18 protein-coding genes are annotated in these 22,375 nt (G+C 67.5%); 11 read left to right on the top strand and 7 right to left on the bottom strand.

Annotation, left to right across the window (positions count from 1 at the left end; translation table 11 throughout):
* The first annotated feature begins 97 nt into the window (after positions 1-97).
* The gene (locus tag J3367_RS05435) at positions 98-883 is read left to right on the top strand and encodes a ParA family protein (RefSeq protein WP_373279299.1); all 786 of its coding nucleotides are present in this window, start codon (positions 98-100) and stop codon (positions 881-883) included.
* Between the two features lie 92 nt (positions 884-975).
* Complete coding sequence (locus tag J3367_RS05430; RefSeq protein ID WP_024352210.1) at positions 976-1,962, top strand: ParB/RepB/Spo0J family partition protein; 987 nt, start codon at positions 976-978, stop codon at positions 1,960-1,962.
* A 105-nt stretch (positions 1,963-2,067) separates the two neighbouring features.
* Here the strand turns inward: J3367_RS05430 and holA are convergent, their stop codons facing one another.
* From holA to leuS, 3 genes are all read right to left on the bottom strand, one after another.
* Positions 2,068-3,108 (bottom strand): DNA polymerase III subunit delta, encoded by a 1,041-nt coding sequence (gene holA / locus J3367_RS05425; protein WP_024352209.1) that lies wholly within the window; start codon positions 3,106-3,108, stop codon positions 2,068-2,070.
* 74 nt (positions 3,109-3,182) lie between these two features.
* Positions 3,183-3,731 carry a hypothetical protein gene (locus tag J3367_RS05420; protein WP_024352208.1) on the bottom strand — a complete coding sequence of 183 codons (549 nt, stop codon included), beginning with the start codon at positions 3,729-3,731 and terminating at the stop codon, positions 3,183-3,185.
* Positions 3,718-6,336 carry a leucine--tRNA ligase gene (gene leuS / locus J3367_RS05415; RefSeq protein WP_024352207.1) on the bottom strand — a complete coding sequence of 873 codons (2,619 nt, stop codon included), beginning with the start codon at positions 6,334-6,336 and terminating at the stop codon, positions 3,718-3,720. The genes J3367_RS05420 and leuS overlap by 14 nt, the downstream gene beginning before the upstream one ends.
* Positions 6,337-6,509: 173 nt before the next feature.
* On the opposite strand from leuS, the gene J3367_RS05410 reads away from it, so the two are divergent.
* The 4 genes from J3367_RS05410 (at position 6,510) to J3367_RS05395 (ending at position 11,600) form a co-directional block, all read left to right on the top strand.
* The gene (locus J3367_RS05410) at positions 6,510-7,184 is read left to right on the top strand and encodes a YggS family pyridoxal phosphate-dependent enzyme (RefSeq protein ID WP_024352206.1); all 675 of its coding nucleotides are present in this window, start codon (positions 6,510-6,512) and stop codon (positions 7,182-7,184) included.
* Between the two features lie 138 nt (positions 7,185-7,322).
* Complete coding sequence (locus tag J3367_RS05405; protein ID WP_024352205.1) at positions 7,323-7,718, top strand: DUF1761 domain-containing protein; 396 nt, start codon at positions 7,323-7,325, stop codon at positions 7,716-7,718.
* 127 nt (positions 7,719-7,845) lie between these two features.
* Entirely contained in the window at positions 7,846-9,795 is a 1,950-nt protein-coding gene (gene acs, locus J3367_RS05400; RefSeq protein ID WP_024352204.1) for an acetate--CoA ligase, read from the top strand.
* A gap of 251 nt (positions 9,796-10,046) precedes the next feature.
* Positions 10,047-11,600: a peroxidase family protein gene (locus J3367_RS05395; protein WP_024352203.1), complete on the top strand. Its 1,554-nt coding sequence runs from the start codon at positions 10,047-10,049 to the stop codon at positions 11,598-11,600.
* 429 nt (positions 11,601-12,029) lie between these two features.
* On the opposite strand, the gene J3367_RS05390 is transcribed toward J3367_RS05395, so the two are convergent.
* From J3367_RS05390 to J3367_RS05375, 4 genes are all read right to left on the bottom strand, one after another.
* Positions 12,030-12,947: a PRC-barrel domain-containing protein gene (locus J3367_RS05390; protein ID WP_024352202.1), complete on the bottom strand. Its 918-nt coding sequence runs from the start codon at positions 12,945-12,947 to the stop codon at positions 12,030-12,032.
* A 454-nt stretch (positions 12,948-13,401) separates the two neighbouring features.
* Positions 13,402-14,682, bottom strand: coding sequence for an SAM-dependent methyltransferase (locus J3367_RS05385; RefSeq protein ID WP_024352201.1), 1,281 nt, complete (start codon positions 14,680-14,682; stop codon positions 13,402-13,404).
* 141 nt (positions 14,683-14,823) lie between these two features.
* Positions 14,824-15,309 (bottom strand): thermonuclease family protein, encoded by a 486-nt coding sequence (locus J3367_RS05380; protein WP_024352200.1) that lies wholly within the window; start codon positions 15,307-15,309, stop codon positions 14,824-14,826.
* Positions 15,310-15,566: 257 nt separating this feature from the next.
* Complete coding sequence (locus J3367_RS05375) at positions 15,567-15,800, bottom strand: DUF1674 domain-containing protein (protein ID WP_024352199.1); 234 nt, start codon at positions 15,798-15,800, stop codon at positions 15,567-15,569.
* A gap of 222 nt (positions 15,801-16,022) precedes the next feature.
* Here J3367_RS05375 and htpX point away from each other — a divergent pair, with 222 nt between their 5' ends.
* The 5 genes from htpX (at position 16,023) to purH (ending at position 22,372) form a co-directional block, all read left to right on the top strand.
* Complete coding sequence (gene htpX / locus J3367_RS05370) at positions 16,023-16,991, top strand: zinc metalloprotease HtpX (protein WP_024352198.1); 969 nt, start codon at positions 16,023-16,025, stop codon at positions 16,989-16,991.
* 77 nt (positions 16,992-17,068) lie between these two features.
* A complete protein-coding gene (locus tag J3367_RS05365; protein WP_029703790.1) occupies positions 17,069-18,487 on the top strand; it encodes an RsmB/NOP family class I SAM-dependent RNA methyltransferase in 1,419 nt (472 codons plus the stop codon).
* A 202-nt stretch (positions 18,488-18,689) separates the two neighbouring features.
* The gene (locus J3367_RS05360) at positions 18,690-20,363 is read left to right on the top strand and encodes a heparinase II/III family protein (protein ID WP_155898575.1); all 1,674 of its coding nucleotides are present in this window, start codon (positions 18,690-18,692) and stop codon (positions 20,361-20,363) included.
* A gap of 173 nt (positions 20,364-20,536) precedes the next feature.
* Positions 20,537-20,665, top strand: coding sequence for a hypothetical protein (locus J3367_RS05355; RefSeq protein WP_280137483.1), 129 nt, complete (start codon positions 20,537-20,539; stop codon positions 20,663-20,665).
* Positions 20,666-20,755: 90 nt separating this feature from the next.
* Entirely contained in the window at positions 20,756-22,372 is a 1,617-nt protein-coding gene (purH, locus tag J3367_RS05350) for a bifunctional phosphoribosylaminoimidazolecarboxamide formyltransferase/IMP cyclohydrolase (RefSeq protein ID WP_024352194.1), read from the top strand.
* The last annotated feature ends 3 nt before the right edge of the window (positions 22,373-22,375 follow it).

The raw sequence follows: 22,375 nt of genomic DNA, 5'->3' as shown, positions 1-22,375 counted from the left end.
CCCAGGCGGAGACGGGACCGGTCCTCTCCGGTCGGCAGCCGACACCGCTCGATGGCGGAGCGGGAGCGGATCGATGGATGCGATGAGCGGACAGCCGATGCGGATCATCACGATTGCAAATCAGAAGGGCGGGGTCGGCAAGACGACGACCGCCATCAACCTTGCGACGGCACTGGCCGCGATCGGCAAGCGTGCGCTGCTGATCGACCTCGATCCCCAGGGCAATGCCTCGACCGGGCTGGGCGTCGATCGCGACAATCGCGAAGTGTCGTCCTACGACGTGCTGACCGAAGCCTCCTCGATCACCGAGGCCGCCATGCCGACGGCCGTGCCCAATCTCAGCCTGATCCCTTCGACGCTGGACCTTCTCGGCCTCGAGATGGAGATCGCAGGCGCGACCGGCCGCGCCTACCGGCTGCGCGACGCGCTGCATTTCCACCAGGTCGAGACGCCGCAATTCGACTTCGTGCTGATTGACTGCCCGCCGTCGCTGAACCTCCTGACCATCAACGCCATGGCCGCGGCCGATTCCATCCTGGTGCCGCTGCAGTGCGAGTTCTTCGCACTCGAAGGCCTCAGCCAGCTCCTGCAGACGGTCGAGCAGGTGCGGGATTCGCTGAACCCGACGCTCGACCTGCATGGCATCGTGCTGACCATGTATGACGGTCGCAACAATCTGGCGGCTCAGGTGGTGCGGGACGTGCGGTCCTATATGGGCGACCATGTCTACGAGACGATCATCCCGCGCAATGTGCGGGTTTCCGAAGCGCCGTCCTTCGGCAAGCCGGCGATCCTCTACGACATGAAATGTCCGGGCAGCCAGGCCTATATCCGGCTGGCCTCGGAAATCATCCAGCGCGAACGCGGGCTGCAGGCAGCATGAACAACCGATATGGCGATCACGGAAGGGCGGGCGAAGACCCCGATGCAACGGACGGGGATGGCGCGGGCGCGCCGAGGAATGGGGAGACCAAGATGAACGAAGACAAGTCGCGCCAGCGTCTCGGGCGTGGACTCGCCTCGCTGATCGGGGCCGGTGGATCGGCCCCTGCCCGTCCCGGCCAGGGTTTCGGCGCCCAGGCCGAGCAGCCGGCACCGCCGGCCATCCCGGCCGAGCGGCATATTCCGATCGACGCGATTTCGCCAAATCCGAACAATCCGCGGCGCACCTTCCACGAGGCCGATCTCGACGATCTGACCGCGTCGGTGCGCAATCATGGCGTCGTGCAGCCGTTGCTGGTGCGGCCGCGCCCTGGCGTGCCGGACGGTTTCGAGATCGTCGCCGGCGAGCGCCGCTGGCGGGCCGCGCGCGCGGCGGGCCTCACCGAAGTGCCGGTGGTCATGCGCGAGATCGGCGACCGCCAGTCGCTGGAAATCGCCATCATCGAGAACGTCCAGCGCGCCGACCTCAATGCGGTTGAGGAAGCGCTGGGCTACGAGATGCTGATCAACGAGCATGGCTATACCCAGGCCGATCTCGCCGATGTGCTGGGCAAAAGCCGCAGCCATGTGGCGAATACGCTGCGGCTTCTGAAGCTTCCCGAGGAAGTCCGCACAATGGTGGCCAGCGGGACGCTGTCGCCGGGCGCGGCGCGCACGGTCGTCACGGCCGAGGACCCGGTGTCCGTGGCCAAGCAGATCGTCTCGCGCGGCCTCAGCGTGCGCGAGGCCGAGGAGCTGGCGCGCCAGCCCGCAGCGGGCGAGGCCGCGAAGCCGAAGAAGGCGTCCGGCGGCAAGAGCCGGCCGAAGGCCGCACTGGCCCTCGAGAAGGATTCCGACGCGCTGGCTCTGGAGCGGCTGCTGGCGGAGCTTCTGGGCATGCCGGTCGAGATCGACGTCAAGGGCGAAGGCGGATCGATCCGGATCGAATATGCCGATCTGGAGCAGCTCGACGAGATCTGCGGCCTGCTCCAGACGCGGGTCCAGCGCGTCTCCGAGACGGCGCGGACGCGCGATCTCTGACAGGGCGCGAGCGCTCCGTTTCACGTGAAACATTCCGCGTATAGCTGCTGCGTACGCGAATAAGCCGCTGTCGCAGCTGGCTATTTCGCCACGATGATCCGTGAATCAGTGGCGCGTGCGCAGACGGGCGGCTTCGACGGCGACGTCGAGCAGGGTTTGCCGGGTGATGGTCAGGGCCAGCCCGCCTTCCTTGCGGCTGGCCAGGATATCGGCATCGATCCGCTGCAGGATCATGGTGATCGCGTCGAGCGGCCAGGCCGAGAGCGCAACCTCCATGGCGTGCTTGCGCCGGAAGTGCGGGCGACGTCGCTCCACCACCCGGCCGACGGGCTCGCCCCCCTTCTCGACCATCTCCCGCATGGTCTGCAATTGCTGGAAATAGCGCAAGAGCTGCTGGTGGAGCTGGAAGGTGGCGGTGCCCGCCGAGACCAGCCGGTCGATCAGATGCGGCAATCGCCGCACCTCGCCGCTGGCCGCGGCATCGATGGTCTCTTCCAGCGTGTCGGCCGAGACGTCGCCGACGATGGCGCGCACGTCTTCTTCCGTTACTGACGACGTTCCCAGCGCGTAGAGGCAGAGCTTGCGGATCTCGCCGCGTGAGGCGATGCGGTTGGCGCCGAGGCGCGCGCGCAATTCGTCCCGCGCCGCGCGGCCGATGGTCAGGCCGCTCTCGCGCATCTCCTCGTCGATCATCCTGTCGATCGCCCGCCCCTCGTCCTGGTAGCAGGGCAAGGCGATGGCGAACTTGCCGCGCTCGGCATTGGTGCGCAGGGCCGAGCTCTTCTTCAGGTCGCCGGCTTCCAGAATGACGATGGCACCGTCGAGCTTCTTTGCGGAGAGCTCAGCCACGGCTTCGGCCAGGGACTTGCCGTTGCCCGCGCCGCGCACGCGGATGAGGCGGGTGCCGCCGAACATCGAGACGGTCTGCGCCTCGTCGTAGAGGCGGCCAATGTCCTTCTCCAGCTCGTCGGCGGCCAGCGTTACGGCGGCGAAGGGATCGCTGCGGTCGACGCCGGAGAGCTCGGCGACCTTCTCGGAACGCTCGGAGACGAGGCCGGGATCGGGGCCGTAGAGGAGGATGACCGGATAGGAGAAGTCGGGCCGCGACAGGAACGCCTCGACCTCGCCAGGTTTCTTCTGCGCCATGAAAAGGTCCCTGTTGCGCCGGCAAGGGGCCGCCTGGACCGCCTACCCTGCCGGCGTTTCGCCTGGGGACGTGTCTACACGCCGGCCTTGGTTAGCGCACGGGCGATTTCCAGCTCGATCTGTCCGGCGACGGCCTTGCCGGCCCGGTCGCGCGCGTCGATCACTGCCCGCTGGCTCTGGTAGAGCTGGCCGGTCCGGTCGAAGGGCACCGTCTCGGTACGCGTGCCGGTCGCCAGCACGGTGCCGTCGGAGTTCCGGGTCAGGGTGTAGCTGGCGCTCATGTAGTAGAGCGACGCCGCGGCCTGCCCGCCCGGCTCGACCGCGATGCCGATCTCGCTGCCGCTGCCACTGAGGGCGACGGTATAGAGCGGCTCACTCACCCGCGTGCCCTGGTTCAACCGGAACAACAGCGCGTTGCGGACGATCTGGATGGTGCGATTGCCGGCTTCTGAGACGGCGATCCGGCCGCGCAGGGAGACGAGCTGCCCGTCCGGCGCCATGACATCGGTGGTCAGGCCGCCGGCATAGAGCGGCCGTCCGGTGCAGCCCGACAGGGCAAGGCCGCCGGCAAGGAGACAGAGCGCCGCGAGAGCGCGAGGCCGGCCCGCATCAAAGAACGACATTGACGATTCTCCCGGGGACGACCACGACGCGCTTCGGCGAATTGCCGGCCAACGCTGCCTGCACGACGTCGAGCGCCAGCGCCGCCTGTTCGATATCAGGTTTGCCGGCCGAAGCCGGTACGGTCAAGTCGCCGCGCTTCTTGCCGTTGATCTGGACCGGCATGGTGATGCTGTCGTCCTTCAGGAGCGCCGAGTCGACGTCCGGCCAGGGGGCCGCTGCGGCAAGGCCGTCCATGCCCAGGGTCGTCCAGCATTCCTCGGCCAGATGCGGCATCATCGGCGCGATCAGACGCACCAGGATGGTCAGCGCTTCGCGAGCTGCGGCCTTCAGGGCCGGGTCGCTGTCGGCCGAGACACCAGCGACCGACGCCGCCAGCGTGTTGACCAGTTCGTAGATGCGGGCGACGGCCTTGTTGAAGCCGAGGCGCTCGATGTCGTCGGCGACGCCGGCCGCGGCGCGGTGGGCGGCACGGCGGATGGTCAGCACCGCCTCGTCCTCGCTCTGCGGGCTGGCGTCGGCACCGGCGATGCGCGGCGCGGTCTCGGAGACGAGGCGCCACAGGCGCTGGACGAAGCGGTGGGCGCCCTCGACGCCGGCCTCGGTCCAGATCACGTCGCGGTCCGGCGGCGAATCCGACAGCATGAACCAGCGGGCCGTGTCGGCGCCGTAGGAGGCGATGATGTCGTCCGGATCGACGACGTTCTTCTTCGACTTCGACATCTTCTCGATGCCGCCGATCTCGATCGGGCTGCCGGTCGACAGGCGCGTCGCGGTGCGGGTCCCCTCGCCTTCGGCGATCGCCACGTCCACCGGAGCGACCCATTCGCGGCCGTCGCGATAGGTCTCGTGGACCACCATGCCCTGCGTGAACAGGCCCTTGAAGGGCTCGTCGAGGGCGACATGGCCGCATTCGCGCATCGCCCGCACGAAGAAGCGCGAATAGAGCAGGTGCAGGATCGCGTGCTCGATGCCGCCGATATACTGGTCGACCGGCAGCCAGGCATTGGCGGCCTGTGGATCGGTCGGCTCATGCGCCTGCGGCGCCGTGAAACGGGCGAAATACCACGAGGAATCGACGAAGGTGTCCATCGTGTCGGTCTCGCGCTTCGCCGTGCCGCCGCATTGCGGGCAGGTGGCGTCGCGCCAGGTCGGATGACGGTCCAGCGGATTGCCGGGCTTTTCGAAATCGATGTCGTCCGGCAGCTTCACCGGCAGGTTCTCGCGAGCCTCCGGCACGACGCCGCAGGCCTCGCAATGCAGGACCGGGATCGGGCAGCCCCAGTAGCGCTGGCGCGAAATGCCCCAGTCGCGCAGGCGGAAATTGACCTGACGCTCGGCCTGGGGCCGGCCGTTCAGCGTGGTGGCTTCCAGCCGCTCGGCGACGGCGTCGAAGGCGGCATCCGGCGACAGGCCGTCGAGGAAATCCGAGCGGCAGATCGTGCCGTCGCCGACATAGGCCTCGGTTCCGACGTCGAAGGTCTCCGCATCGGCGCCCTGCGGCAAGACGACGGCGCGCACCGGCAAATCGTATTTGCGGGCAAAGTCGAGGTCGCGCTGGTCATGGGCCGGGCAGCCGAAGACCGCGCCGGTGCCGTAATCCATCAGCACGAAATTGGCGACATAGACCGGCAGCTTCCATTCCGGGTCGAAGGGATGGGTGGCGGAGATCCCCGTCGGCATGCCCTTCTTCTCGGCCGTCTCCAGCGCCGCGGCGGAGGTGCCCTGACGCCGGCATTCGGCGATGAAGCCCTGCAGTTCGGGATCGGTCTCGGCGGCCCTGGCGGCCAGCGGATGGTCGGCGGCGACGGCCACGAAGGAGGCGCCGAACAGCGTGTCGGGCCGCGTCGTGAACACGGTGACGTCGTCGAAGCCCTCGGGCTTCGTTGCGGCGTCCAGCGCCCAGCGCACCAGCAGGCCCTCGGACTTGCCGATCCAGTTCTTCTGCATCAGCCGGACCTTCTCCGGCCAGCCCGGCAGATGGTCGAGGGCCGACAGCAGGTCGTCGGCAAAATCGGTGATGCGGAAGAACCACTGGGTCAGTTCGCGCTGCTCGACATCGGCGCCCGAACGCCAGCCCTTGCCGTCGATCACCTGCTCGTTGGCGAGCACGGTCATGTCGACCGGATCCCAGTTGACCTTGGACTTCTTGCGATAGGCCAGGCCCTTGGCCAGGAAGTCGAGGAACAGCATCTGCTGGCGGTGGTAGTATTCGACGTCGCAGGTCGCGAATTCACGCGACCAGTCCAGCGACAGGCCCATCGACTTCAGCTGGCCGCGCATGGTCGCGATGTTCTGGTAGGTCCATTCGCGCGGATGCACCTTGTTCTGCATCGCGGCGTTCTCGGCCGGCATGCCGAAGGCGTCCCAGCCCATCGGATGCAGCACGTTGAACCCCTTGGCCCGGCGGTAGCGCGCGACCACGTCGCCCATGGCATAATTGCGCACATGGCCCATATGGATGCGGCCCGAGGGATAGGGAAACATCTCGAGGACGTAGTACTTTTCGCCCGGCGCGTCGGTCTGGGTCTCGAACAGCTTCGCCTCGTTCCAGGCGGTCTGCCAGCGAGGTTCGGATGCGCGGGGATTGTAGCGTTCTGTGGTCATGCGGCCGATCGGGATGCTGGTCCCGCCGGATCTCGACCGGCAGGCGAATGGGGGATGCGGCTTGACTTACTCTGTTGTCACGCCTGCGTTCAACATGACGGGGCGGAAATTCCGCCGATTGCGGCGATAGTGATGCAGGTGCGGCGCTGACGGCCCCACAGGAAGGAGACGACATGAACGAAGCGCTGCTGGAGCGGCTGGAGACGGTGCGGCAGGCGATTGCGCAGGCGTCGCGGGAGGCGGGGCGCGCGGATGATGCGGTGGCCCTCGTGGCGGTGTCCAAGACCCATGACGCCGAGACGATCCTGCCGGTGCTGGAAGCCGGCCAGCGGATCTTCGGCGAGAACAAGGTGCAGGAGGCCAAGGCCAAATGGCCGGCGCTGCGCGAACGCTTCCCCGACATCGAATTGCGGCTGATCGGGCCGCTGCAGTCGAACAAGGCCGGCGACGCGGTGGCGCTGTTCGACGTGATCGAGAGCGTCGACCGCGAAAAGATCGCGAAAGAACTCGCCAAGGAGATGGCCAAGCAGGACCGCCATCCCCGCCTCTATGTGCAGGTCAACACCGGCGAGGAAGACCAGAAGGCCGGGATCGCGCCGAGGGAGGCGGTCGCCTTCGTCGAGCGCTGTCGCAGCGAGCATGGCCTGACGATCGAAGGGCTGATGTGCATTCCGCCGGCCGAGGAGAAGCCGGGGCCGCATTTCGCGCTGCTGGAAAAGATCGCGGCCGAGGCCGGGGTGGAGAAGCGGTCGATGGGCATGTCGGGCGACTACGAGATCGCCATCGGCTTCGGCGCCACCTCCGTGCGCGTCGGCTCGGCGATCTTTGGCGCCCGCGATTATGGCTGAGGTTCGGGGCGCCCTGTCTTCGCCGGCTTGGGTCCGCCACGCGAACCGGCGAGCGGCGTTGTCGTAGCCGCCGCATGAAACCGCCGGCGGCTTCGCTCGTTACGGGCAGGATTGCCAAGGCCAGCGAAGGATCACGCCATGGGATTTTCCAACTTCAGCCCGCTCGGCGTGCTGATCGCCGCCCTCCTCGCGTTTGCCTTCGGTTTCGGCTGGCACCGTGCTCTCGAAAAATCCTGGATGACGGCCAGCGGCTATGAGGGCCGGCCGGCGCTGAAACCCGGTCCGCTGGCGATCGTCTTCATCGCCGAACTGGTGATGGCCGGCGTCTTGGCGGGGCTGGTTGGTCATATCGGTCCGGTCACCGTCGGCAACGCGCTGATCACCGGCATCCTCGCCTGGGCCGGTTTCGTTCTCACCGCGATGGTCGTTAATCACTCCTACGAAGCGCGTCCGCGCCGGCTAACCTATCTGAATGCCGGTCACTGGCTCGGCGTCCTGATCATCATGAGCGTGACCATCGGCCTGTTCGGCTAGGGCGGTGCGCCGCGTGCCCTTGCCCCGCGAAAGTATGACAGCGGCGAACTGGACCCTTCCGGCGCTTTCACCCTAGATTGCCTCCAAATGCCGGACCTGTTTCGGCGATACTGCGGGAGGCGAAAGCATGAGCACGATCCACGTCAAGGACGAGTGGAAGGCGCGGGCGAAGCTGACGGACGATCAGTACCAGGACTGGTACCGTCGCAGCGTCGAGGACCCGGACGGCTTCTGGGGCGAGCACGGCAAGCGCCTCGACTGGATCAAGCCCTATGAGCGGGTGAAGAACACCTCTTTCGCACCCGGCAATATCGACATCCGCTGGTTCGTGGACGGCACGCTCAACGTCGCCGCCAATTGCATTGACCGGCATCTGGAAACCCGCGGCGACCAGACGGCCATCCTCTGGGAGGGGGACGACCCGGCCGATTCCAAGGCGATCACCTACCGGCGGCTCCACGAGGAGGTGTCGCGCATGGCCAATGTCCTGAAGGATCGCGGCGTCAAGAAAGGCGACCGGGTCACCATCTACATGCCGATGGTGCCCGAGGCGGCCTATGCCATGCTGGCCTGTGCCCGGATCGGGGCGATCCATTCGGTGGTGTTCGGCGGGTTCTCGCCGGACGCGCTGGGCGGCCGGATCGAGGGCGCGCAATCGGATGTGCTGATCACCGCCGACGAGGGTCTGCGCGGCGGCCGCAAGGTGCCGCTGAAGAAGAATGCCGACCGGGCCTGCGAGATTGCCGAGAAGGCCGGCCAGACGGTGAAGACCATGCTGGTGATCCAGCGCACCGGCGGCGAGGTGGCCTGGCAGGACGGGCGCGACGTGTGGTGGCACCAGGCGCGCGAGACGGTCTCCGCCGATTGCCCGCCGGCCGAGATGCAGGCCGAGGACCCGCTGTTCATCCTCTACACGTCAGGCTCGACCGGCAAGCCGAAGGGCGTGTTGCACACGTCGGGCGGCTATCTCGTCTACGCCTCGATGACCCACGAATACGTCTTCGACTACCATGACGGCGACGTCTACTGGTGCACGGCGGATGTCGGCTGGGTGACCGGCCACAGCTACATCGTCTACGGGCCGCTCGCCAACGGCGCGACGACGCTGATGTTCGAGGGCGTGCCCAACTACCCGGACGCCTCGCGCTTCTGGCAGGTGATCGACAAGCACAAGGTCAACATCTTCTACACCGCGCCGACGGCGATCCGCTCGCTGATGGGGGCCGGCGACGAGATGGTCACCAAGACCTCGCGCGCCAGCCTGAAGGTGCTGGGCACGGTCGGCGAGCCGATCAATCCGGAGGTCTGGAGCTGGTACTACCGGGTTGTGGGCGACGAGCGCTCGCCGGTGGTCGATACCTGGTGGCAGACCGAGACCGGCGGCATCCTGATCACGCCGCTGCCCGGCGCCACGGACCTGAAGCCCGGCTCGGCGACGCGGCCGTTCTTCGGCGTCCAGCCGCAGCTCGTCGACAATGTCGGCACGGTGCTGGACGGCGCCAATGACGGCAATCTGTGCATCACCGATTCCTGGCCCGGCCAGATGCGCACGGTCTATGGCGACCACGAGCGCTTCGAGCAGACCTATTTCTCGACCTATCCGAACAAGTACTTCACCGGTGACGGGGCGCGGCGCGACGCCGACGGCTATTGGTGGATCACCGGCCGCGTGGACGACGTGATCAATGTCTCCGGCCACCGCATGGGCACGGCCGAAGTGGAATCGGCGCTGGTCTCCCACGCCAAGGTCTCGGAAGCCGCCGTCGTCGGCTATCCGCACGACATCAAGGGGCAGGGCATCTACTGCTATGTCACGCTGATGGAAGGCGAGGAGCCGTCCGAGGCGCTGCAGAAGGAGCTCGTCGCCCATGTGCGCAACGAGATCGGCCCGATCGCCTCGCCGGACAAGATCCAGTTCGCACCGGGCCTGCCGAAGACCCGTTCCGGCAAGATCATGCGCCGCATCCTGCGCAAGATCGCCGAGGACGATTTCGGCGCTCTGGGCGATACCTCGACCCTCGCCGATCCCGGCGTCGTCGACGACCTTGTCGAGCACCGCCAGAACCGCAAGGGGTGACTGCCAGGTCGGCCGGCAGCGATGCCGGCCGACGCGCCATTCGGTGTTTTGACTTAGCGTAAGCGCGTGGTATGTTTCGTCAGGACAGAAGAACTGACTGCATCGATCGCGTATTCAATGAATTCGTCGCGGCCGAACACTTATTCAGTGATTGTTTTGTCTGGCAGCCACAGATATCGGCATCATCGGCGTTCCGCGCAATCGATCCGTTGACCTTCTGATCCGAGGCCATTTGCTCGGAGACGACGGACATGACCCATATCATCAAGATGTTGCATGGTCGCGGGACGCGCGAGATGAGCGCCCGTTCGCTCCAGGCGCTGGACGGGCATGCCGATCCCGGCAAGTTCGGCCGGATGTTTCCCAAGCTCGAGCCGCTGATCATCGACGACGATCCGCTGTTCGAGCTCGCAACGACCATGAAGGACGCGGCGCCGACCGACGTCGCCGGCGACAATCCCGACATTCCCGGCGGCTTCACCTATCTCGGGCAATTCGTCGATCACGACATCACCCTCGATCTGACGCCGCTGGACCAGCAGACTGCGGATCCGCTGGCCACCCAGAATTTCCGCACGCCGGCGCTCGATCTCGATTCTCTCTACGGGCCGGGACCGGCGCTCGCGCCCTTCATGTATCAGCGCGACCTGCGTGGCCGGCAGACGCCGAAACTGCTGATCGGCAAGGCAACGGAGTCCTTCGACCCCGATGGCGGCAACATAGGGGAGCTGCCGAACGACCTGCCCCGAAACACGGTCGGTCGGGCGCTGATCGGCGACGAACGCAACGACGAGAACCTGCTGGTCGCCCAGACCCATCTGGCTTTCCTGAAATTCCACAATGCGATCGTCGACTGGCTCGGGCAGACACGGCCGGGTCTCGATGGCGGCGAGACCTTCGAGGAGGCGCGGCGTCTGGCGCAATGGCACTACCAGTGGATCGTTCTCTACGATCTGGTGGAGCGCCTTACCGAGAAGGGACTGATCGACAAGATCCGCGAGCGGGGGCGGCGCTTCTACCGCTTCAAGACACGGCCCTACATCCCGGCCGAGTTCGGAGCCGCCGCCTATCGTCTCGGGCACTCGATGGTGCGCGAGACCTACGACCACAATCGCGTCTTCCGCGACGGTGGCGTGGCGCCGGGAAGCCTCGGATTGCTGTTCACCTTCACCGGCAAATCCGGCGCGATCATCGGCGATCTCGCCGCCCAGGCCGATCCGGCCGATTTTCCCAACGCGCCGGGCGGTGCACAGGCCCATCTGCCGTCCAACTGGGTCATCGACTGGCGGCGGTTCTACGACTTCGGGACGCCGCCCGAGCCGAACTTCAAGGTCAACCAGACCCGCAGGCTCGACCCGTTCATCGTTCCGGCCCTGCATTCCCTGCCGGGGGAGCAAGGCCGGCATGCGCAACTGGCGTTCCGCAACCTCAAGCGCGGGGTGCAGGTGCTGCTGCCGAGCGGTCAGGACATCGCCCGCGCGATGGGGGCGGACCTGCTGTCTCCGTCCGACATCGCGAACAGCGGGGACGATGGTGCGGCCGCCGCCGCGCACGGCATGCACAAGGCATCGCCGCTCTGGTACTACATCCTAAAGGAGGCGAGCGTCATGCATGACGGGCGTCGCCTCGGCCCCGTCGGCAGCACGATCATCGCCGAGACCTTCCTCGGCCTCGTCCATGGCGACCACGAATCCTTCATGTGGCTGCGGTCGAACTGGAAGCCGGAGCTGCCATCGGCCAATCCGGGCGAGTTCACGATGGTGGATCTTCTGAACTTCGTGGGAGACGTGAACCCGGTCGGCTGACCTCAGGCTTGCGCGAACCATGCCGGGGGGAGGCGGGGGCGAAAAACCCTCTTGCGCCCAAGGCGTTGGGTTCCCATACTCCCTCCTGTGTTCAACGAAGTGGAAGGAGGTGATCCAATGTCGAGTGATAATCTGAAGCCGGTTGGGTCTATGATTCTCGGTGGTTCGACGGAGCAGCCTCCTCGCTTCGCCTGAGAATTGCGGATGCCGTAAAGCGGTCTTCGACGACCGCCGGCTGACGTTCATCACGGGGCCGCTTCCGAAAGGGAGCGGCCTTTTGATTGTCTGCTGTCCGGTTGCGGCGAGGGGCGGTGCCATTCCGGCTTTGAAACCCGACGTCGCAACGCAAAAGGCCCGCACCAATCGGTACGGGCCTTCTGTCTATCTGCGGCTATGCTGGACGGCCCGGTACAGCTTTATCCTGGCGGATTACTGGGCCGCCGGAGCGTCGCCGGCCGGCGCCATCGTGCCATCGGCAGCGCCGCCATCGGCTTCCGCCATGCCGTCATCGGCCTCTTCCGGCTCGTTGTAGGCCGGAGCCTGCTCGAGCTGCTCACGCGAGACATTGAGGACGATACGGTCCGGCAGATTGTCCTCGCCGACGACCGGGGTCACCGGTTCGGCCGACGCGTCCGTGCTGGCGGTCGACATGTTGGCGTCGCCCGTACCCATGCCCGTGCCGCCGGCAGCCGGATCGGCCGCCATGCCGGTGCCACCCGTGGCCGGCGCCGCGGCGCTCGCCTGGGCGTTGGCCTCTTCCTCGGTCGGCAGACCTTCGGTCTTGCCCGGGCCGAATTCCAGCGCGCTCATCGAGACGGCGACATCCTTTTCGCCGATGCCCAGGAAGCCGCCGACGCCGACCAGAACGGCCATCACGTCGCCTTCCTCGGAGACCAGCACGTCGGTGATCGAGCCGATGCTCTCGCCGGCCGTGTCATAGACGTCCTTGCCGTCGAGATCGGTCACGCGCCAGGCGCCGGACGGCGGGACGGTCACGAAGGGGCCATCGGCACCCGCGCTGGCAGTGGCCATGTCGCCATTTTCAGCCGGCTCCTCGGCGGCCATGTCGGCAGGTTCCTCGGTGGTGCCGGCCGGGCTCTCCGCAGTGTCGGTCGGCGCGTCGGTGGCCGACGGTGCGGTGTCGGTCTCAGCCGAGGCGTCGCCGGTCGGAGCAGCCGGGTCCATCGTGCTGCTCGGTGCCGCGGCGTCGGAGCTGTCCGACGGCATGGCGCTGTCGGTGGCGGCCGGCGGGGTGTCCGTCGGAGCCGCGGGCTGGGCGTCCTGCGCGAAAGCCGCGAAGGGCATGACGGCGCCGGCGAGAAGGGCGGTATAGAAGGACTTTTTCATCGTGCTTACTCCCGATTACAGATAGCCGCACAATGACCGGCTCCGACAGGTGGTTCCGCGAAAGACGCAAATAACCGCACTTTTTAGACTTGCGGCTTTTCTGTGGCGAAAAGCTCACGGGCTGTTGCAAGCGGTAACGGCAGGGTGTTTGCTGCACCGCATGCAAGTGGGCATGAGGCGTCTGCTTGCAGCTAACCCATTGATCCCTGAACCTTACGGACCATAAGGACGCCTCGGGGAGTAGCGTTGCGGGGTGACAGCGAAGGGGGGAGTGTGGCGGTGGCGAAGGGATTTTCGCCGGTGTGTTTCTGTCTGGGTAGGGCGCCCATTAGACGGAACCCATGGGTCGTGCCGCGCAGTGGAGATCCGGCCGGAGCAATGGAAACCCCGCGGAAGGCGCAACCTCTCGGCCGGAAGGCAGAGCTTTGCGGAAGCAAGCGCTGCGGGTGCCGGGCTAGTCGTAGAGGTCGCGACGGGTGGGCGGCAGCTCGGCCGGACCCTTGGCCCGTCTGGAGGCCAGTGTCTGGTAGATCAGAAGACCGCCGCGCTGGAAGCCGAGGGATACGCCGGCGAGATACAGAAGCCACAGCCGGGCGCGGGGTTCGCCAGCGATGCGGCTGGCCTCCGGCATCGCGGCGAGCAGGCGGTCGTGCCACAGCCGGCAGGTGCGGCCATAGTGCTCGCGCCAGTTCTCCACGTCGTGGACCTCGAAGCGGTGCGCCTCCAGAAGCTGGGCCGAATGGCCGACATGGTCGAGTTCGGCGCCCGGGAAGATGTAGCGGATGATCGCCGCATATTCCCGCGTCCCCTTGCGAAACTTGGCATCGCTGGTCTTGGCCGGCCGGGTGATCGCATGGTGCAGATAGAGCCCGTTCGGGCGCAGCAGCTTGCGTACCGCGGTCAGGTAGGTCGCGTGGTTGTCCCAGCCGACATGCTCGAACATGCCGATCGAGGCGATCTTGTCGAAGCGCCCGTCGAGCTCCTCGAAAGGCTTCAGTTCGATCGTCACGCGGTCTTCGAGCCCCTTGGCGACGATCCGCTCGCGGGCGAGGTCGTATTGGGCCTGGCTCAGGGTCACGCCGTGGCCGGTGACGCCATAATGCTCGGCCGCATGGATCAGCAAGGCACCCCAGCCGCAGCCGATGTCGAGAAAGCGCTCGCCCTGCTTGAGGCGCAGCTTGCGGCAGATCATGTCCAGCTTGTCGTGCTGCGCCTTGTCGATGTCGTCGTGCCAGCCATCGAAATAGGCGCAGGAATACAGCATGCGCTCATCGAGGAAGAGGCGGTAGAAATCGTTCGAGATGTCGTAGTGGAACTGGATTGCGGCCTTGGACGAGCCGCTGGCGCCGGCGCCCGTGCCGCTCTGGGGCGCCGACCGGGCCGCCTTCCGGCCGCGCCGTGCCAGCGTATAGAGGGCGGGCAGGGCGGTGGCGATGGCCAGCCGGTCGATCTTCTTCATCGCGTCCCGCGTCCGGATGTCGGAGCGCGCCGTCGCCACGTCGAAGATCGTGCCGTCCTCGACATCGATCGCCTTGGACATCCACAGTTCGACTGCCGTCACGATTCGCGGGCTGAGGGCCAGCCGGGCGATCGCCGCCGGATCGTTCAGCGCCAGGACCGGACCGTCGGCGGGGCCAATGCGTTCACCCGTCCACAGCCGCACGGCGATCTTTGGCTGGAACGCGGCGATCGCCTGACGGACGATAGCCTCGAGTCGCGCTTCCCCGGCTGTCATGGAGCATCCTGTTTCACGTGAAACGGTATCGTCGGCTGTACGGCACGCTACGGCCGGGTGTCTGGTTCAGGAGTATCGGACGCCAGGTCTGCGATGGGCAAGGGGCATTGGAAGATGCCGCCGTCGGCGTCTGCGCGCGGGTCAGCCCTTACGCCGGCCGCCGGTGTCCACGGCGCTCAGATCGGCGGGGAGGGTGCCGTCGCACCAGTCGCGGCGCTTGCCGCCTTCGTAGCGGACCACGAGGCCCTCGCGCAGAAGGACGCGGCCGAGATCGGGCTGGCCGGGCACTGACAGTGTCGCCAGCACGCGCCCGAAATATTTGTCGCCGGAGATGCCGGTGAGGGTGACGTTGCCCGATCCGATCAGGGCGACCAGCCGGTCTCTCGCGATCTCCGCGGCGGCTTTCTCGGCTTCGCAGCGTCCGCGTTTCTCCGGTGCGTCGATCCCCTTCAGTCGGACCGCGACCTGAACCGCCTGCATCGGCCAGACGAAGGCCTCGACCTCGATCGTGTCGCCGTCGCGGACCTTCAGGACGCGCGCCTCGACCGGGCCGGAGATTGCCCGCGGGTAGTCGTCGTCATCCGCGTGCGCGGCGCCGGCCGGGATGGCGAGCAACAGCGCGAGCATACAACTGCAGATGGTTCGACGGGAATGCGTCACGACAACGGCCAACGAATCGGAGACGGTCTCCGGACAATATTCCTATGCAGGTGAGAGATCAAGCGGCGACCTGGGAGCCCGCAATATTGCGCATTCCTGACGCAGCGGAAGATTGACGCGGGCTCGCGGTGCGGGTGTCTAGGACGATGGGCCCACAATCATCGCGGGAAGCCGTTGCGCGCCTCAGGCACGGGCAGAATGACAGGCTGCAACGGGAACTGGCTTCAGAAGTCCGAGATCAGGCCGTTCTTCTCCCAGTCGCCATAGCGGATCGGTTCGGGCCCCTTGGGTCCGTTGATCTCCCTGGCCTGGGATGCTGAGGCCTCCGCGTCCGCCTGACGGCGGCGTTCCTCGGCTTCGGCGAGGGCACGGCGGGCGGCGGCCGGCAGTTCGCGCTCGGCCGGCGCGCCATCGCCCGGCGCTGCCAGTGCCGGATCCCTTGCCTCGCTGTCGCTCATTGCTCGTCTGCCCCTTGCTGCGGCCGGTGCCATGTTGCGGTTCGTCACCATCAGATAAGGGCAGGGACGAAGGCTTGAAACCCTTGCCGGTGTCGCAGCCTGCCCGGGCCGCTGCAGCCGCGGTGGTTTCCCGGCAATATTGAAGCGGAACCCCGCAATCCCCATTTTCCCGGGCGATTGGCGCGGGTGGACCGCGCAAACTCCTTGGTGGTGGAACCTGCGATGAACATGATCAAGACGGCGATGCTCATCGCCTTCATGACCGCCCTCTTCATGGGGCTCGGCTTCATGATCGGCGGCCGCGCCGGCATGATGATCGCCTTCGTCTTCGCGGCCGGCATGAACCTGTTTTCCTACTGGAACTCCGACAAGATGGTGCTGAAGATGCACCATGCGCAGGAGGTCGACGCGCGCAGCGCGCCGGAATACTACCGCATCGTGGAAGGTCTGGCCGGACGGGCCGGCCTGCCGATGCCGAAGGTCTATGTCATCAACAATGCCCAGCCGAACGCCTTCGCCACCGGGCGCAATCCCGAGAATGCGGCCGTGGCCGCGACGACTGGGCTCCTGGAGCGCCTGACGCCCGAAGAGGTCGCCGCCGTCATGGCGCATGAGCTCGCCCATGTGCAGAATCGCGACACGCTGATCATGACGATCACCGCGACGCTGGCCGGTGCGATCTCGATGCTGGGCAATTTCGCCTTCTTCTTCGGCGGCAACCGCGACAACAACAATCCCCTCGGCTTCATCGGCGTGATCGCGGCGATCATCGTCGCGCCTCTGGCCGCGATGATCGTGCAGATGGCGATCAGCCGGACGCGCGAATATGCCGCCGACCGGCGGGGCGCGGAAATCTGTGGTAATCCGGGCTGGCTCGCCTCGGCGCTCGGCAAGATCGCCAGCGCAGCCGGGCGTACGGTGAACCAGGACGCCGAGCGCAATCCGGCGACGGCCCACATGTTCATCATCAATCCCCTGTCCGGCCAGCGCATGGACAATCTCTTCTCCACCCATCCGGACACCGCCAACCGGATCGCGGCACTGAAACAGATGGCGCTGGAGATGGACGGTGGCGACGGCGGCTTCGTTGCTGCCGCGCCGCAGGCCGGGATCGACCGGACCCGTTCGGGCCCGTGGGGCAGGGGCGATCGCCCCTCCGCCGGCGGCCGCAAGCGGGGACCGTGGGGTTGAGCGCTGGATCGGACGGCCGCAAGACCCGCCGCGGCGGCAATTTCGATGCCTCCCGCTCTGCGCCGCGCAAGCGGCCCTTGCCGGGCAAGGCGCCCCGGCGCGATGACGGCGCCGGCAACGGCCCGCGAATTTCCGACGGCGCCGACGGTTTCGTGCCCGACGGCTACTCGGCGAACGACCGCCCCGGCCTTGGCGCCCGGCTGGTGGCGACGAAGCTCCTGTCGGCGATCGTCGATGCCCGCACCTCGGCGGATGGTCTTCTCGATGCGGCCGGCGGGCATCCCGGCTTCCGTGCGCTGGAAGGCCGCGACCAGGGGCTGGTCAAGGCGATCATCCTTTCCGCGCTCAGGTTCCGCGGCACCATCGGCCGTGCCCTCGACGCCTGTCTCGACCGGCCGTTGCCGCCCAACGCAGCGGCGCTGAAGCACATCCTGCATGTCGGCGCGACGCAGATCCTGTTCCTCGACGTGCCGGATTCGGCCGCTGTCGACCTTGCCGTCGCGGCGGCGAATGTGGATTCGCGCAGCCGTCGTTTCGCCGGCATGATCAATGCCGTGCTGCGCCGCCTGTCGCGGGAGAAGGAGGCCTTGCGCGAGGTCGCCACGGCAACGGAGAACATGCCGGACTGGCTGGCCGCGCGCATGGTGGCGGCCTACGGGCCCGAGCGCACCGAGGCGATCGCGCGGGCGCATCTGACGCCGGCCCCGCTCGACCTCACCGTCAAGAGCGACCCTGCGGGCTGGGCCGCGAAGCTGGGCGGCGTCGCCCTGCCGAACGGCACCGTGCGGCTCGGCAGCTTCGACGGACCGGTGACGGCGCTCGAGGGCTTTGCCGAGGGCGAATGGTGGGTGCAGGACGCCGCCGCGGCGCTGCCGGCGCAATTGTTCGGTGATCTGACGGGCAAGCGCGTCGCCGATCTCTGCGCCGCGCCGGGTGGCAAGACGGCGCAGCTGATCGCCGCCGGCGGCGCCGTAACCGCCCTCGACATCAACGCCAACCGGATGAAGCGGCTGAAGGCCAATCTGGCGCGCCTGTCGCTGGAGGCCGAGACCGTGGTGGGCGACATCGCCGCCTTCGAGCCGGCCGAACCCTTCGACGCCATACTCCTCGACGCGCCGTGCTCGTCCACCGGCACGATCCGCCGGCATCCGGACGTGCCCTACACCAAGGACGCGGAGGAAATCGCCAAGCTGGCCGGTGTGCAGGCGCGCCTGCTCGGCGAGGCGGTGCGGCTTCTGGCGCCGGGCGGCCGGCTGGTCTTCTCCAATTGCTCGCTGGACCCGGCCGAGGGCGAGGCGATCGTCGCGGCCCTCCTCGCCGACCGTTCGGACATCGTGCGCGATCCCGTGCAGCCGGACGAGCTGCCGGGCATGGAGTTCGCGCTCACCCCGGAGGGCGATCTGCGCACCACGCCGGACATGATGGGCGGTGCCGCGGATGCAGCCGCGACCGGCGGACTCGACGGCTTCTACGCCGCGCGGCTGAAGCGGATCTGAGCGGGCCGCGCCCGGCCAAAAGGGCGCGGTCCCGCTTTCGCCGCAAGTCTTAGCGAAGTTTTTACCACATTCGGAGAAAGTGATGGCTGTTGCGCTGACCCGCTGATCCTGCCCCAATGGGGTCGGAGACGGGTTTCGCGAAGGATATCAACCAGTCGAACGGGCGCGTTGCCCGCAGTGGGGTCCGGGAGTGACGACGAGCTTGGCAGGTCAACCGCTCCTCGCTGTCCTGACGCTACGTGAAGTGTGGCGCCGGGCGCGGCGGCGGCTGCGGACCGGTCCGCTGCACCGCTGGCGTTTTGCCGGTGGCCGCGCCGGCAAGCTCCTGGTCGTGCCGCCCTCGTTGCGCCATGGCGACCCGATGATCGCCGAGGCGATCTATGCCGGCCGTTTCTTCTTCGCCGGACAATTGCTCGAACCCGGCCGCACCTCGATCTTTCAGGCGACGCTGCCGTCGGAAGCCTATGCGGCCGAACTCCACGGTTTCGACTGGCTGCGCCACCATGCCGAGGCCGGTGACGCCCTGGCCGTGCAGAACGCCCGCACCCTCGTCGACGACTGGATCCGCCAGAAGGGCGGCACGCTGGCCGATCCCGCCTTCGAGCCCGCGGTGGCCGCGCGCCGGATGATCGCCTGGCTGAGCCATGCCGACATGCTGCTGGCCGAGGCCGATGCCGGCTTCCACAAGCGCTTTCTGCGCAGCCTGTCGTCGCAGGCCCGCTATCTGCGCTCCGTCGCCCAGGAGGCGCCCGAGGGCACGCCCCGCCTGCAGGTGCGCACGGCGCTCGCCTTCGTCTCGCTCTGCCTGCCGGCCGCCAGCGGTCGCATCAAGATCGCGGCGCGGCATCTGGCCGAGGAACTCGACCGCCAGGTGTTTCCCGATGGCGGCCACATCTCGCGCGATCCGGCCGCGCCGGTGGCGATCCTCGCCGATCTGATCCCGCTGCGGCAGACCTATCTGCGCCAGGGCCAGGCGCTGCCGCGGGGGCTCTATTCGGCGATCGACCGGATGCTGCCGGCGGTGCGCTTCTTCCGCCATTCCGACGGCTCGCTGGCGCTGTTCAACGGCTCCGGCGCCTCCGACATCCATCTAATGACGGTGCTCCTGCGCTACGACGAGACGCTGGGCGAGCCGATCACCCATGCACGGCAGTCCGGCTACCACCGGCTGGCCGCCGGCTCGAGCGTCATCGTCGCCGATACCGGCTGCCCGCCGCCGGCGCTGGTCTCGCGCAATGCCCATGCCGGCACGCTGGGCTTCGAGCTCTCCTGCGAGGCGAACCGCATCGTGGTCAATTGCGGCCGCCCGCTGACCGCCGACGCCGAATGGCGCCGCCTGTCGCGCTCGACCGCCGCCCATTCGACGGTGACGCTCGACGATCGCTCGTCGTCGCATTTCGCCCGGTCCGAAAGCCTCGACCGGTTTCTCGGCACGCCGCTGGTGCCGGGGCCGACGGAGGTCCTGTCGGGCGAACTCGGCGATCCGGTGCGCGGCTTCGAGGCGACCCACAATGGCTATGAGCGCCAGTCCGGCCTGCTGCATCGCCGTCAGGTGAGCCTGGCCGAAGACGGCTGGACGGTGGACGGCCACGACAGCTTCCAGCGCAGCGCCACGGTTCGCACCGGCAGCGACGCCGGCAAGGCGACGGCCCGCTTCCACCTGCATCCTTCGGTCAGCGTCGAGGTGATCGGCGACGGCGTCAGGCTGGCGGTGCGCGGGCAGCGCTGGCTGTTCCGGGCCGATGCCCGGGTCGAGATCGAGGATTCGATCTTCTTCGCCGATGCCGGCGGCGCGCGGCGTACGCTGCAACTGGCCGTGCCCTTCGACGCCTACGATCCGGCCGGCATCGCCTGGCGCTTCGAGCGCGAAGCCTGACGGGAACGGGCGCAGCCCGTTTCCCACCGAGGATTGGATGAGGGTGAGACCGGGCAGGCCGTCACGCCGCGCATGACTGGGCTGGATTGCGCCGCTCCGCTCCCCATCTCCCGGTCATGACCCGGATCGCACTTTTCTCGCTCTGCCTTGCGCTTCTTGCCGGTTGTGGCGGCATGAACCGCGCCGTCGGCGTCCTGCCGAACACGCTGGACGATCTGGAGGCGCGCTCGGCCGCGGCGCGCGACGCCCCCGACGACATGGTCAATTCCGGCACCGCGGCGACGCCTGCGCCAGTGCGATAGCGGCTCTGACCGCCGACCACCATTGTGGGAAGCGGCGCGGCTGACTATCAGGGGCGGACCCCTCCCATCCGTGCCACGCAGGAAAAGCCGATGTCTCTCAAAGCCAATGCCACGCAGGCCCCCGATCGCGTGCGGGTTCGCCGCGCGCTGCTGTCGGTCTTCGACAAGGCCGGCCTCGTCGATTTCGCCCGTGAACTGGCGGCGCTCGATGTCGAGCTGGTCTCCACCGGCGGCACCTACCGGGCGCTGAGCGAGGCGGGCCTTGCCGTTCACGACGTCTCCGAGCTGACCGGCTTTCCCGAGATCATGGACGGGCGGGTGAAGACCCTGCATCCGGGCGTCCATGGCGGCCTGCTGGGCATTCGCGACGATGCCGAGCATGCCAAGGCCATGGAGACCCACGGCATTGCCGGCATCGATATGCTGGTCTCCAACCTCTACCCCTTCGAGGAGACGCTGGCCGGCGGCGCCGACACCGCGACGATCGTCGAGAATATCGACATCGGGGGACCGGCGATGATCCGCGCCGGCGCCAAGAACCATGGCTATGTCACCGTGGTGGTCGATCCGGCCGAATACGACACGGTGCTTCAGGCGCTGAAGTCCGCGAATGGCGAGACCGACTTCGCCCTGCGCCAGCGTCTGGCCGCGGCGGCCTTTGCCCGCACCGCGGCCTATGACGCGGCGGTGTCGACATGGTTTGCCGGCGTAGTGGGTGATGCAATGCCCCAGCGCGTCAGCGTGTCGGGCACGTTGTCGGAAGCGCTGCGCTACGGCGAGAACCCGCATCAGAGCGCCGGCTTCTACCGGACCGGCGAGAGCCGCGCCGGTGTCGCCACGGCGCGGCAGCTGCAGGGCAAGGCGCTCTCCTACAACAACATCAACGACACCGACGCGGCCTTCGAGCTGGTCGGCGAGTTCGATCCGGCCCGCACCGCCGCGGTTGCCATCATCAAGCATGCCAACCCCTGCGGCGTGGCGGAAGGCTCCGACCTTCTCGACGCCTATCGGAAGGCGCTGGCCTGCGATCCGGTCTCGGCTTTCGGCGGCATCGTCGCGCTCAACCGCAAGCTCGACCGGGCGGCGGCGGAAGCGATCGTGCAGGTCTTCACCGAAGTGATCATCGCGCCGGAGGCCGACGAGGACGCCATCGCGATCGTCGCCGGCAAGAAGAATCTGCGCCTGCTTTTGACCGGCGGCCTTCCCGATCCGCGCGCCGCCGGGCGCACGGTCAAGTCGGTTGCCGGCGGCCTGCTCGTCCAGTCGCGCGATGCGGGCGTGGTCGACGATCTCGACCTGAAGGTGGTCACCCGGCGTGCGCCCAGCGAGACCGAGCTGGCCGACCTGAAATTCGCCTTCCGGGTCGCCAAGCACGTCAAGTCCAACGCCATCGTCTATGCCCGTGACCTCGCCACGGTCGGCGTCGGGGCCGGTCAGATGAGCCGGGTGGATTCGGCCCGCATCGCGGCGCGCAAGGCCGAAGACGCGGCGGCTGCTGCCGGCCATGGCGAGCCGCTGACGCGCGGCGCGGTGGTTGCGTCCGACGCCTTTTTCCCCTTCGCCGACGGCCTGCTGTCGGCCGTCGCGGCGGGCGCCACCGCGGTGATCCAGCCGGGCGGTTCCATGCGCGACGACGAGGTCATCAAGGCCGCCGACGACAACGACATCGCCATGGTGATGACCGGCATGCGCCACTTCCGGCACTAGGCC

It is taken from the genome of Aurantimonas sp. NFXS3, assembly GCF_049132005.1.
Taxonomy (GTDB): domain Bacteria; phylum Pseudomonadota; class Alphaproteobacteria; order Rhizobiales; family Rhizobiaceae; genus Aurantimonas; species Aurantimonas coralicida.
This window is presented reverse-complemented; position numbering and strand designations above follow the sequence as displayed.

Coding starts and splice junctions, on each gene's coding strand:
- J3367_RS05435 (WP_373279299.1), top strand. CDS start 98: ATGCGGATCATCACGATTGCAAATCAGAAGGGCGGGGTCGGCAAGACG.
- J3367_RS05385 (WP_024352201.1), bottom strand. CDS start 14,682: ATGACAGCCGGGGAAGCGCGACTCGAGGCTATCGTCCGTCAGGCGATC.
- J3367_RS05375 (WP_024352199.1), bottom strand. CDS start 15,800: ATGAGCGACAGCGAGGCAAGGGATCCGGCACTGGCAGCGCCGGGCGAT.
- holA (WP_024352209.1), bottom strand. CDS start 3,108: ATGGCGCAGAAGAAACCTGGCGAGGTCGAGGCGTTCCTGTCGCGGCCC.
- J3367_RS05390 (WP_024352202.1), bottom strand. CDS start 12,947: ATGAAAAAGTCCTTCTATACCGCCCTTCTCGCCGGCGCCGTCATGCCC.
- J3367_RS05395 (WP_024352203.1), top strand. CDS start 10,047: ATGACCCATATCATCAAGATGTTGCATGGTCGCGGGACGCGCGAGATG.
- acs (WP_024352204.1), top strand. CDS start 7,846: ATGAGCACGATCCACGTCAAGGACGAGTGGAAGGCGCGGGCGAAGCTG.
- purH (WP_024352194.1), top strand. CDS start 20,756: ATGTCTCTCAAAGCCAATGCCACGCAGGCCCCCGATCGCGTGCGGGTT.
- J3367_RS05355 (WP_280137483.1), top strand. CDS start 20,537: ATGAACCGCGCCGTCGGCGTCCTGCCGAACACGCTGGACGATCTGGAG.
- leuS (WP_024352207.1), bottom strand. CDS start 6,336: ATGACCACAGAACGCTACAATCCCCGCGCATCCGAACCTCGCTGGCAG.
- J3367_RS05380 (WP_024352200.1), bottom strand. CDS start 15,309: ATGCTCGCGCTGTTGCTCGCCATCCCGGCCGGCGCCGCGCACGCGGAT.
- htpX (WP_024352198.1), top strand. CDS start 16,023: ATGAACATGATCAAGACGGCGATGCTCATCGCCTTCATGACCGCCCTC.
- J3367_RS05410 (WP_024352206.1), top strand. CDS start 6,510: ATGAACGAAGCGCTGCTGGAGCGGCTGGAGACGGTGCGGCAGGCGATT.
- J3367_RS05430 (WP_024352210.1), top strand. CDS start 976: ATGAACGAAGACAAGTCGCGCCAGCGTCTCGGGCGTGGACTCGCCTCG.
- J3367_RS05405 (WP_024352205.1), top strand. CDS start 7,323: ATGGGATTTTCCAACTTCAGCCCGCTCGGCGTGCTGATCGCCGCCCTC.
- J3367_RS05420 (WP_024352208.1), bottom strand. CDS start 3,731: ATGTCGTTCTTTGATGCGGGCCGGCCTCGCGCTCTCGCGGCGCTCTGT.